This window comes from Achromobacter xylosoxidans A8, assembly GCF_000165835.1.
Taxonomy (GTDB): domain Bacteria; phylum Pseudomonadota; class Gammaproteobacteria; order Burkholderiales; family Burkholderiaceae_B; genus Achromobacter; species Achromobacter xylosoxidans_B.
On record NC_014640.1, the window covers coordinates 6,848,636 to 6,860,386 of the forward strand.

General features: G+C 67.1%; 11 protein-coding genes. 5 read left to right on the forward strand and 6 right to left on the reverse strand.

Translation table 11 applies throughout. The features are described from left to right. Nucleotides 1–73 precede the first annotated feature (73 nt). Both AXYL_RS31530 and AXYL_RS31535 read left to right on the forward strand, forming a co-directional pair. Complete coding sequence (locus tag AXYL_RS31530) at nucleotides 74–1,075, forward strand: tripartite tricarboxylate transporter substrate binding protein (protein ID WP_013396952.1); 1,002 nt, start codon at nucleotides 74–76, stop codon at nucleotides 1,073–1,075. A 23-nt stretch (nucleotides 1,076–1,098) separates the two neighbouring features. Next, complete coding sequence (locus AXYL_RS31535) at nucleotides 1,099–2,292, forward strand: M20 aminoacylase family protein (protein ID WP_013396953.1); 1,194 nt, start codon at nucleotides 1,099–1,101, stop codon at nucleotides 2,290–2,292. A gap of 50 nt (nucleotides 2,293–2,342) precedes the next feature. On the opposite strand, the gene AXYL_RS31540 is transcribed toward AXYL_RS31535, so the two are convergent. From AXYL_RS31540 to AXYL_RS31550, 3 genes are read right to left on the reverse strand one after another with little or no spacing between them, the layout of a single operon-like run. Next, nucleotides 2,343–3,470: a deoxyguanosinetriphosphate triphosphohydrolase gene (locus AXYL_RS31540; RefSeq protein WP_041656895.1), complete on the reverse strand. Its 1,128-nt coding sequence runs from the start codon at nucleotides 3,468–3,470 to the stop codon at nucleotides 2,343–2,345. 23 nt (nucleotides 3,471–3,493) lie between these two features. Next, the gene (gene aroB, locus AXYL_RS31545) at nucleotides 3,494–4,570 is read right to left on the reverse strand and encodes a 3-dehydroquinate synthase (protein WP_013396955.1); all 1,077 of its coding nucleotides are present in this window, start codon (nucleotides 4,568–4,570) and stop codon (nucleotides 3,494–3,496) included. After that, entirely contained in the window at nucleotides 4,567–5,208 is a 642-nt protein-coding gene (locus tag AXYL_RS31550) for a shikimate kinase (RefSeq protein WP_013396956.1), read from the reverse strand. The genes aroB and AXYL_RS31550 overlap by 4 nt, the downstream gene beginning before the upstream one ends. A 114-nt stretch (nucleotides 5,209–5,322) precedes the next feature. Between AXYL_RS31550 and AXYL_RS31555 the strand changes: the two genes are divergently transcribed. Further along, complete coding sequence (locus tag AXYL_RS31555; protein WP_013396957.1) at nucleotides 5,323–7,770, forward strand: penicillin-binding protein 1A; 2,448 nt, start codon at nucleotides 5,323–5,325, stop codon at nucleotides 7,768–7,770. A 60-nt stretch (nucleotides 7,771–7,830) separates the two neighbouring features. Here the strand turns inward: AXYL_RS31555 and cyaY are convergent, their stop codons facing one another. Further along, entirely contained in the window at nucleotides 7,831–8,160 is a 330-nt protein-coding gene (gene cyaY / locus AXYL_RS31560) for an iron donor protein CyaY (RefSeq protein WP_013396958.1), read from the reverse strand. 54 nt (nucleotides 8,161–8,214) lie between these two features. Between cyaY and lptM the strand changes: the two genes are divergently transcribed. Then, nucleotides 8,215–8,376 carry an LPS translocon maturation chaperone LptM gene (gene lptM, locus AXYL_RS31565; RefSeq protein ID WP_237709961.1) on the forward strand — a complete coding sequence of 54 codons (162 nt, stop codon included), beginning with the start codon at nucleotides 8,215–8,217 and terminating at the stop codon, nucleotides 8,374–8,376. Further along, nucleotides 8,373–9,665 (forward strand): diaminopimelate decarboxylase, encoded by a 1,293-nt coding sequence (gene lysA / locus AXYL_RS31570; protein ID WP_013396960.1) that lies wholly within the window; start codon nucleotides 8,373–8,375, stop codon nucleotides 9,663–9,665. The genes lptM and lysA overlap by 4 nt, the downstream gene beginning before the upstream one ends. Before the next feature lie 60 nt (nucleotides 9,666–9,725). On the opposite strand, the gene AXYL_RS31575 is transcribed toward lysA, so the two are convergent. After that, on the reverse strand, nucleotides 9,726–10,988 hold the full coding sequence (locus tag AXYL_RS31575; RefSeq protein ID WP_013396961.1) for a serine/threonine-protein kinase: 1,263 nt from the start codon (nucleotides 10,986–10,988) through the stop codon (nucleotides 9,726–9,728). Between the two features lie 19 nt (nucleotides 10,989–11,007). Further along, a complete protein-coding gene (gene tagF / locus AXYL_RS31580) occupies nucleotides 11,008–11,742 on the reverse strand; it encodes a type VI secretion system-associated protein TagF (protein ID WP_013396962.1) in 735 nt (244 codons plus the stop codon). Nucleotides 11,743–11,751: the final 9 nt, after the last annotated feature.

Sequence of the window (11,751 nt, forward strand, 5' to 3'; positions counted from 1 at the left end):
TTAGACAACTAGCGAGGCCAGTCCCTAGCATGCGGAACACGCCTATATCCATTCCAAGGGGAATTTCGTGAGCATGCTTTCCAATGGCCTGCGCCAGGCCGGCTGTGCGCTGGCGCTGGGCGCGGCACTGCTGGGCCAGAGCGCCCAGGCCGCAGACTATCCCGACCGGCCGGTCATGATGATGGTGCCCTACCCGGCAGGCGGCGCATCCGATTCCATCGCCCGGGTGGTGGCCTCGCCCGTGTCCAAGCAGCTGGGCCAGCCAGTACTGGTGGAGAACCTGGGCGGCGTCAGCGGCGCGCTAGGCGCGCAAAAGGTGCTGGGTGCCAAGGCCGACGGCTACTACCTGTTCCAGGGCTCGCCCAACGAGCTGATCCTGTCCCCCATCGCCAACCCCGCGGTCAAGCTCAAGAGCGAGGACTTCCGCCTAGTGCAGATGATAGGCATGGCGCCCCTGGTGATCGTGGCGCGCGCAGACCTGCCCGCCAACAACGCTGACGAACTGGTCACGCTGGCGCGCTCGCGTTCGGCCACTCAGCCGCTGACCTTCGGCAGCGTGGGCGTGGGCTCGCTGTATCACGTGCTGGGCGAGCACATGGCCCGCACCATCGGCGCCAACATGATGCATGTGCCCTACAAGGGCGGCGCGCCGCTGATGCAGGACATCGGCGGCGGCCAAGTGGACCTGGCCATCCTGCCGCTGTCGCAGCAGCAGGTGGCGCTGGCCGAACAGGGCCGCATCAAGCTGCTGGCCAGCCTGGACCCGCAGCGCAGCCAGTTGCCGGCGCTCAAGTCGGTGCCGTCGGTGAATGAAGGCCAGCTGCTCAAGGGCTTCAACTTCACTACCTGGACCGGCTACTTCGTCAAGCGCGACACGCCGCAAGACGTGGTGTCGCGCCTGAACGCCGCACTTAATGCTGCCATGCAGGATCCGGCGGTGAAGGACAGCCTGGCCCACCAGAACATCGAAGTCTCCGCCCCCATGAGCGCGGAACAGGCCGATGCCATGTACCGCGCCGAGACCGAACGCTTCCGCGAAATCTCCAGCCACGTGAAACTGGCCGGCAACCCGTGACCCGATTCCAGGATCTACCCGACATGCATCCCATCCTGCAGACCATGACTGCCCAGGCCGCCGAGTTCGTCTCGATCCGCCGCGACATCCATCGCCACCCCGAGCTCGGCTTCCAGGAATTCCGCACCAGCGACCTGGTGGCGCAATGCCTGACGCAATGGGGCTATGAAGTGGAGCGCGGCCTGGGCGGCACCGGCCTGGTCGGTCAGCTGCGCCGCGGCACGGGCGGCAAACGCCTGGGCCTGCGCGCCGACATGGACGCCCTGCCGATCCAGGAAGCCACGGGCCTGGATCACTCCAGTTGCAACGAAGGCGTGATGCATGCCTGCGGCCACGACGGCCACACCGCCATGCTGCTGGCGGCAGCGCATCACCTGGCCAGGCACGGCGACTTCGACGGCACGCTCAACCTGATCTTCCAGCCCGCCGAGGAAGGCCTGGGCGGCGCCAAGCGCATGATGGAGGACGGGCTGTTCCGCAAGTATCCGTGCGACGCCATCTACGCCATGCACAACATGCCGGGCCATCCGCAAGGCCGCCTGCTGCTGCGTGACGGCGCGGCCATGGCTTCGTCCGACAACGTCACCATCGTGCTGGAAGGCGTGGGTGGACATGGCGCGATGCCGCATTGCGCCGCCGACCCGGTGGTGGCAGGCGCGGCCATCGTCATGGGTCTGCAAAGCATCGTCGCCCGCAACATCGATCCCCTGCACATGGCGGTGATCACGGTCGGCGCGTTCAACGCCGGCAAAGCAAACAATGTGATTCCCCAGACCGCTACGCTGAAACTCAGCGTGCGCGCGCTGGACCGCGGCGTGCGCGACACCTTGCAGACGCGCATCACCGAACTGGTCCACAGCCAGGCGGCCAGCTACCAGGTGCGGGCGACCATCGACTATGGCCGCGGCTATCCCGTGCTGGTGAATACCCAGGAAGAAACCGATTTCGCGCGCCAGGTGGCGGTGGAACTGGTGGGCGCCGATAGGGTGGAGCTGCAGACCCGGGCACTGACCGGCAGCGAGGACTTCGCCTTCATGCTGGAGGAAGTGCCGGGCTCCTACCTGCTGGTGGGCAATGGCGATGGGTCAGCGGACGGCTTCAACAGCGGGCACGGCGCCTGCATGGTGCACAACCCGGGCTACGACTTCAACGACCACAGCCTGCCCGTGGGCGCGGCCTATTGGGTGCTGCTGACGCAGCGCTATCTGGCGGGCTGAAGCGAGGGCAAGGCGTCTGAGACCTGCGCCCGCGCCGCCGCGCGCGGGCCTCAGGCCATCTCGAACAGGCGCTTGTGTTCGCGGATGGCGTAGCGGTCCGTCATGCCGGCAATGTAATCGGCGATGGCGCGGGCCTGCTCATTGAACGCCGGCCGGCGGTAGTCGGGCGGCAGCAGGCGCGGATCGTCCAGGAAGGCGGCGAACAGCTCGCGCACAATGCGCCGCGCCTTGGTCGTCATGCGCAAGACGCGGTAGTGGCGGTACAGATTGTCGAACAGGAATTTCTTGAGCGCGTCGGCCTCGCTGCGGATCTCCGGCGAGAACGTCGCCAGGGGCGGCGCGCGGCGCACGTCGTCGGCAGTGGCGGGCGCGAACTCGCGGATGCGCGCCAGCGAAGTCCGCGTCAGGTCGACGATCAGCGTATTGATCATGCGGCGTATGGTTTCGGCCACGGCGCGGCGCGGGGCCAGCCCGGGATAGCTTTCCAGCACATGGGCGTGGTGGCGCTCGAAGATCGAGACTTCCTTCAACTGTTCCAGCGTGATCAGGCCCGAACGCAGGCCGTCGTCGATGTCGTGGTTGTTGTAGGCGACTTCGTCCGCCAGATTGGCCAGCTGCGCTTCTAGCGAGGGCTGGGTGCGGTCCAGGAAGCGCTGGCCCACGTCACCCAGTTGGCGCGCATGCGCGGCCGAGCAGTGCTTGAGGATGCCTTCCCGCGTTTCGAAGCACAGGTTCAGGCCGTTGAAGTCCGCATAGCGTTCTTCGAGTTCGTCCACCACCCGCAGGCTTTGCAGGTTGTGCTCGAAGCCGCCCGCCTCGGGCGCCAGTTCCCGCATGCAGGCATTGAGCTCGTCCTGCCCGGCGTGGCCGAACGGCGTGTGGCCCAGGTCATGCGCCAGCGAGATGGCTTCGGTCAGGTCTTCGGACAGGCCCAGGCTGCGCGCCAGCGTGCGCGCGATCTGGGCCACTTCCAGGCTATGGGTCAGGCGGGTGCGGAACAGGTCGCCTTCATGGTTCACGAAGACCTGGGTCTTGTATTCCAGGCGCCGGAACGCGCCGGAATGGACGATGCGATCGCGATCGCGCTGAAACTCCGTCCGATTTTCCGGCGGCGGCTCGGCATAGGTCCGCCCGCGCGATTGAGACGGGTGGGATGCATAGGAAGCCAGTTCTTTCATCTGCAACACCGTCTCCAGCATGTCTATTGGGTGGTACGGGCCAGGACGGCGCGCACCGCGTCGTCGGGAGCCGGGCGCATCATGGCTTCGCCGATGCGGGTCATGAGCACGTAGCGGATCGAGCCGCCTTCCGTTTTCTTGTCCACCTGCATCAGGTCCAGCCAACGGTCGGCGCCCAGGTCAGGGGCCACGGCGGGACAGCCGATGGCGGTCACCAGCGCGCGCACGCGCTCCACGTCGGCGCGCTCAAAGCCGGCGACGTCGGCCGACAGCTCGGCAGCCTGCACCATGCCGCAACCCACCGCTTCGCCATGCAGCCAGGCGCCGTAGCCCAGGCCGGATTCGATGGCGTGGCCGAAAGTGTGGCCCAGGTTCAGGATGGCGCGCAGGCCGGATTCGCGCTCGTCCTTGCCCACCACCTGCGCCTTCAGCTCGCAGGAGCGGCGGATGGCATGGCTGACGGCGTCCGGATCCAGCGCGCGCAGCTTCTGCGCGTTTTCTTCGCACCAGGACCAGAACGCCGGGTCGAGGATCAGGCCGTACTTGATCACTTCGGCCAGGCCCGCGGACACCTCGCGCGCCGGCAGCGTGTTCAGCACGTCCGTATCGATCTCGACGGCGACCGGCTGGTAGAACGCGCCGATCATGTTCTTGCCCAGCGGATGGTTGACGGCGGTCTTGCCGCCCACCGACGAATCGACCTGTGACAGCAAAGTCGTCGGCACCTGCAAGAAGCGCACGCCGCGCATGTAGACCGCGGCGGCGAAGCCGGTCATGTCGCCGATGACGCCGCCGCCCAGCGCCACCAGCACGCAGCGGCGGTCCAGGCGGTTGCCCAGCAGGGCGTCGAAGATCAGGTTCAGCGACTGCCAGTCCTTGTAGGCCTCGCCGTCCGGCAATTCGATGCGCAGCACCCGCTTGCCGGTCCTGGCCAGCGCCGCCTCGGCGCGTTCGCCGTACAAGGCGGCGACGGTCGGGTTGGTCACCACGGCGATCGCGGTGGCGTCGGCCGGAATGCTCTGGTCCAGGACGTCCAGGCGGCCCGGGCCGATGTTGATCGGGTAGCTTCCGCCCGGGGTGTCCACGTGTACAACGTTCATATGTGCTTCTCGAAGGCTTGCAATTGCGGCAGCAGCGCCTTGACCAGGGTGTGGATGGGCATGGCGCCCGTTTCCACCACCAGGTCGGCCACTTCCTTATAGAGGGGTTCCCGCAGGGTCATAAGGTCACGCAGCGTGCCGCGCGGATCGGCGGTGGCCAACAGGGGACGGTTGCGGTCGCGGCAGGTGCGGCGGAACAATTCGTCCACGCTGGCCCTCAAATAGACCACGATGCCGCGCTCGTGCAGGCGCTGGCGGTTTTCCGGCGCCAGGATGGCGCCGCCCCCGGTGGCGAGAATTATGTTGCGTCGTTGGGTACACTCTTCCAAGGCGGCTGATTCCCGGCGACGAAAACCGGCTTCGCCCTCGATTTCGAAGATTACCGGCACCCGCACGCCGCAACGCGCCTCGAGCTCATGATCCAAGTCCATAAACTCGCGCCCCAGCGCACGCGCCAGGCCACGCCCTATGGTCGTCTTGCCCGCGCCCATCATTCCGACCAGGAAGACCGGCAGGTCATGCGGCAATGTAGCGGCCCTGCCTGTGCACTCAGCGGCGCAAGGCAGGTTTTCAGGCGTCTCGCCAGAGGACGCCGGGTCCGGGTCGGCCTCCGGACATGAGATAGCGGAAAAGTTCATGACGGCATTATCACATCAGCCGCCAGTTGCCCGCCTACCACACTGAACGATTTTGTTACAGAAACCGGTGCCCCGTGCCAAGACGGACCCGGAGATACCCGTAAAATCGCCGCGATGAGCAAGCCCCAGAATTCCTCCAAGAAAGACAAGCCCGCCAAGAGCGGTTCCCCGATACTGCGATTCTTCGTCAAAACCGGCATCTTCTTTGCCGGCCTGTTCCTGTGCGGCGTACTGCTGGCCGGAATGGCGTTGGCGCTGGCCTGGCCCAACCTGCCGGACCTGAACGCCATGACGGACTACCGTCCTCGGGTGCCGCTGCGCGTCTATACGGCGGACCGCGTCCTGATCGGCGAATTCGGCGAAGAACGCCGCAACGTGCTGCGCTTCAACGAAATCCCGGACGTCATGAAGTCCGCCGTGCTGGCGGCCGAAGACGACCGCTTCTATCAGCACGGCGGGATCGACTGGATGGGCGTGGCGCGGGCCGGCCTGACCAACCTGATCAGCATGTCGAAGTCGCAGGGCGCCAGTACCATCACCATGCAGGTGGCGCGCAACTTCTACCTTTCGTCGGAGAAGACCTATTCGCGCAAGTTCTATGAACTGCTGCTGACCTTCAAGATCGAATCGGAGCTCACCAAGGACCAGATCCTCGAGCTCTACATGAACCAGATCTACCTGGGGCACCGCGCCTACGGTTTCGCGGCCGCCTCGCGCACCTATTTCGGCAAGCCTCTGTCGGAAGTCACGCCCGCGGAAGCCGCCATGCTCGCCGGCATCCCCAAGGCGCCGTCGCGTTTCAACCCGATCGCCAATCGTCCGCGCGCCGAACTGCGCCAGCGCTACGTGCTGGGCCGGATGCATTCGCTGGGCTACCTGACCGAACCGGAATATCAGCAGGCGATGGCCCAGCCCATCGTCATGAAGTCCGCGGAAGGCACGCCGGCCGGCGGCTATTCCATCCATGGCGAATACGTGGCGGAACTGGCGCGCCAACTGCTGTTCAACGTGTACCAGGACAACGTCTATTCGCGCGGCATCAATATCTACACCACGGTGCAGTCCAAGGACCAGGAAGCGGCCTACCGCTCCGTGCGCGAAGGCGTGCTCGAATACACGCGTCGCGCGCCCTATCCCGGCCCCGAAGAACAGCTGGACCTGCCCCCGGGCACCGAGAACAACCCGCAGGCGCTCGATGAGTTCCTGGACGGCGTGTTCGACAAGTTCAGCGACAGCGGCGACCTGCTGACGGCGCTGGTGCTGTCGGCCAGCCCCACCGAAGTGAAGCTGGCGCGCAGCTCGCGCGAGATCATCACCGTCACCGACAAGAAGGTGCTGGGCGTGGTGGCGCGCGCGCTGAACGACAAGGCCAAGCCCGAGCAGCGCATCAAGCGCGGCTCCGTGGTCTACATCCGCAAGTTCGGCGACAACTGGGAAATCATCAACCTGCCCTCGGTACAGGCGGCCTTCGTGGCGCTGTCGCCGCAGGATGGCGCGATCCGCGCCATGGTCGGCGGCTTCGACTTCTACCGCGGCAACTTCAACCGCGTGACGCAGGCCTGGCGCCAGCCGGGCTCGAACATCAAGCCCTTCATCTACGCCGCTTCGCTGGAACGCGGCCTGACGCCGGGCACGCAGATCTCTGACCAGCCCTTCGAGCTGACCGCCGCCCAGACCGGTTCCAAGGCCTGGAACCCGAAGAACTACGGCAATCAGTACGAGCCCATGCTGACCCTGCGTCAGGGTCTGTACAAATCCAAGAACATGGTGTCGATCCGTATCCTGCAGGCCATCGGCCCGCAATACGCGCAGGACTACCTGACCCGCTTCGGCTTCGACAAGGCCCGCCAGCCCGCCGTGCTGCCGCTGGCCCTGGGCGCGGGCTCGGTCACGCCCCTGCAACTGGCCGGCGCCTTCTCGGTGTTCGCCAACGGCGGCTACCGCGTCACGCCCTACCTGATCGACCGCGTCACCGACAGCAACGGCAAGGTCATCATGCAGTCCAAGCCGGTCGTGGCCGGCGACGCCGCGGCCCGCGCCATCGACCCGCGCACCGCCTGGATCATGGACGACATCCTGCGCGGCGTGGCCACCTACGGCACCGCGGCGCGCGCCCGCGTGCTGCTCAAGCGCAACGACATTGCCGGCAAGACCGGCACCACCAACGAATCCGTGGACGCCTGGTTCTCCGGCTACACCCCGTCGCTGGTCGCCACCGCGTGGCTGGGCTTTGACCAGCCCAAGTCACTGGGCTCGCGCGAAACCGGCGGCGGCGTCGCCATGCCGATCTGGGTCGATTACATGCAGACGGTACTCAAGGGCGTACCCGAAGAGAAGCCGCGCCCCCGGCCCGACGGCCTCATCGTGGAAAACGGCGAGTTCTATTTCTCCGAATTCCCGCCCGGACAAGCGGTGGCACGTCTGGGCCTGCCCGAAGCCGACACGCTGGGTGAATTCCTCAACGGCCTGAATGGCAGCACCAGCGAGGAAACCCGGATCAAGGTGGCGCCGGGCGTGGGCACGCAAAGCAATACGCCCTGGTCCCAGAAGATCCCGTTCTGACGCGCAAATGACAAGGCCGGCCCCATGGGCCGGCCTTTTTTTCGCCTGAACCTGGCTTTTTTACAGGCGTATCGTCACGGGCACGCCAGCGGCTGCGGAACAGATCTGCGACAGGGCGTCCGGCAACTGCGGGCCGCCTCGGGTATCGTTCCAATGCTGGCCATCGTAGCGGTAATGGAAGCCGCCGCTGCGCGCGGCGACCCATAGCTCCTGCATGGCAGCCTGGCTGTTCACCACCACGTGGGTGTTGTCTTCGAAAACCATCGTCAGCACATTGCCGCTGCGGCTGGTTTCGACATCGACATCGAGCGAAGCCGCCCAGTCATCGGCCTGGCTTTCGATGCTGTTCAGCACCTGGTCGATCAACGCAAGAAATTCGGTTTCGGTCATAATCGAGCCTGCAAGATTTAGGAGTTCCCAGTGTTCCACTTGGCATTTCGCCGCATGGTCCTTCGCATTGTAGCCACGCTGCTGGCGACCGGCATGGTCGCGGCCTGCGGGTACAAGGGCCCCTTGTACATGCCGACGCCTGACGGCAAGCCGCCCTCGCGTACGCAACAGCAACAACAGCCGATGGTCATCCCGCCGGCGCCGTCGCTGCCATGACTTCCCGATTCCCCGCGCAGCCTGAACTGGCCGGTCATCCGTACTTCCAGTTCCGCAACAATGTCCTGTACGCCGAGGACGTGCCGCTGGATCACCTGGCCGAAAAGCTGGGCACGCCGCTGTACGTGTACTCGCGCGCCGCGCTCAAGGCCGCCTGGGAATCCTACCGCAACGCCGTCGGCCAGCACCCCGTGCTGGTCTGCTACGGCATGAAGGCCAATTCCAACCTGGCCGTCCTGAAGGAATTCGCGCGCCTGGGCGCGGGCTTCGACATCGTTTCCGGCGGCGAGCTCAAGCGCGCCCTGGCGGCGGGCGCGGACCCGTCCAGGATCGTGTTTTCAGGCGTGGGCAAGCAGGCCTGGGAGATGCGCGCTGCGCTCGCGGCCCAGGTCAAATGCTTCAACGTCGAATCCGAAGCCGAATTGCGCCGGCTGTCGGAAGTCGCGCATGGCATGGGCCTGCGCGCGCCCGTCTCGCTGCGGGTCAACCCGGACGTGGACGCGCAGACGCATCCGTACATTTCCACCGGCCTGAAGGAAAACAAGTTCGGCATCGCCATCGAGTCGGCGCTGGACGTCTACCGCAGCGCGCAATCGCTGCCGGGCCTGGACATCGTGGGCGTGGACTGCCACATCGGATCGCAGCTCACCGACATCAGCCCCTATTTCGACGCGCTGGAAAAGCTGCTGGACCTGATCGAAAAGCTGGATCAGGCAGGCATCCGGATCGCCCATCTGGACCTGGGCGGCGGCCTGGGCATCCGCTATACGGATGAGATCCCACCCTCACCCCAGGTCTTGCTGGACCGCGTCTTCGAACGCCTGAACGCGCGCGGCTTCGGCCATCTTCAGCTGGTGCTGGAGCCCGGCCGCTCGCTGGTGGGCAATGCCGGCGTCCTGCTCACCCGGGTCCAGTACCTGAAGCACTCGGAAGCGCGCAACTTCGCCATCGTCGACGCCGCCATGAACGACCTGCTGCGCCCCGCGCTGTACGAGGCCTTCCATGGCGTGCGCCCCGTGCATCCGCGTGCGGGCGACGCAACCCTCTACGACATCGTCGGCCCGGTCTGCGAAAGCGCCGACTGGCTGGCCAAGCAGCGCAAGCTGGCCATCGAGCAGGGCGACCTGCTGGCGGTGGAGTCCACGGGCGCCTACAGCATGGCCATGGCCAGCAACTACAACGCGCGGCCCCGCGCGGCCGAAGCCATGGTCGACGGCGACAAGTACTACGTGGTGCGCCAGCGCGAAACGCTGGACGACCTGCTTCGGGGCGAATCCACCCTGCCTTGACGGGCTTCCGCCATCTGCGGCGCGATCCACGCGCCGCATGCGGGCGCGAACCCACGTCTTTCACTTGAACTCATGCGTGATGGAAGCCGGCCGGCCCGGAGCCACCGTCAAAGTCATGCGGTGATCCCCCGCCGACGCGTTGCGCACCGTCACCTGGTAGCGGCCGGGTGGCAGGGCCAGTTCGCGCAGCGGCGGACTCACCCCGCGCGAACGGCCGTTGACCAGCACCTCTCCCCAGGGACGCACGGCCACCTGCACCGTGACGGGCGCGGCCTGGGGCGGCGGGGTCGCGGGTGCAGCCGGCTCTGAAACCGGGGGGGCTGCCGCGGCTTCAGGCTCAGGGGCGCTTTCCGGTTTTGAGCTGGCGGCCGGCGCCACGGATCCGGCAGCGGCAGTCTGCGGCGCCGAGGCGGGTCCGGTCGCGGCGGAAGAATCCGGCAGGGTCTGTGGCGTCGGCGCAGGCGCTGTTGCGACGGTTGCGGGCTGCGGCGGCTGCGCCGGCCGCAACCACGCATACCCGACCGCCGCAAGCAGCAGGAGGCCCGCCACGGCCAGCGGCAGCAAGCGCCCCGGCCGCGCCGAGCGTTCCGGCCGCATCGCGGTCAGGCGGGCGGCAACCGGCGGTGGATCGGCAGATTCGTCGGCGGGCGTCTCCGCCATCAATGAGGGCGCAAATATGTCCGGCTCCGGCTCCGGATCCGCCGCGGGCGCCGGCGCTGGATGCGCCACAGCAGCCGCCACGGCCGGCGGGATCGCACCCATCGCCGCGACAAGCGCCGCAGCCGTCCGCGGCCTGGCCTGCTCCTCCATCGCCAGCCCCTCGTCCACGGCGGCGCAGAACGCCGCTCGATAGGTGCCCGGTTGCCATTCGTCCAAAGGCGGGCAGTCGTCGCGCACGCGCCGTGCCAGCGCGCCCGGAGGGGCTGCACCCGACGCCAGGAAGTACGCCAGCGCCGACAGCCCGTACACGTCCGTCCAAGGGCCGCAAGCATGGCTCGGATCGTCCGTGTACTGTTCGAACGCGGCGTAACCCGCGTGCCGGACGGCGTCATCCTCATCCGGCGCAACATCGGCAGGTGGCGCCAGGACGGCAACACCCTGCGCATCGCGGATCACGGCGCTGGGGCAGATGCCGCCGTGCGCCCGGCCGGCCTCGTGCAAGGCGGCCAGGGACGCGGACAAACCGGCGACGAGGTGCAGGATCTCCTGCTCACGCAGCCGCCCGGGCGGCAGGCGCAAGATATCGGCCAGGCGCGCCTCCTCTGGAGCGGCCGGCAAGCCTGCCGGGCCCGGTCCCGGCGGCACAGCTGAAGTTCGAAGCATGCGCGGTCCTCCGGCAGGTTCAGGGATGCCAGGTCGGCAGGGATGAGAACAATCTGGCGAACAGCGTAGCGTTCAGCGCGCCGCCATGAATGTAGGTCTGCAAGGCCGCGCCGTCCGCCTGGTTGGTCCACCAATAGCTGGTGTGGGAACTGGGGTTGAAGCAGAACGGCAGATCGGGCCAGGCGCCCAGCGCGCGGCGCGCCAGCGGCGCGGAATCCTGCTCCCGGCCCGCGCTCAGGATGTCCATGATGTCGCTGCCCGCGCGCGGCGCGGCGCCTGCGCCTGGCGCGGACACGCGCGCCGCCGCCACGGGCATGCGCAACTGCTGCAGGCTGCGGTCGAACTGTTCCGCCGGGCAGCCATGGCGCACCGCGGCTAGCATGCTGGCGCCGACCTGCCGGTAATAGTCGCTGGCGCCGTCCAGGATGCTGCTGTGGTACTGCTCGGGCGGCACGGCCATGACCACGCACAGCGGATAGCCCCGACCCACCCGGTCGCGGCTGGGCGTGATGCAGCCCAGCTGCGCGACGCCGGCGCCCGGCCCCGATGGAATCGCGAAATTCCAGATGGGCGCCGACGCGAAACCGCGCGCGGCATTGACGTCCGGCGCCTGCTTCAGCGCAGCCAGCCCGAACTGCAACCAGCGGTCCCACCAGGTGATCAGCTCGCGCGGCAGACGCCGGTGCACGAAATCTCCCGCCGCCGGAATCTTGCCGTACCAGCCCACCCGTCCCCGCTCCACTGCTAGCTCCATGTCCATGTC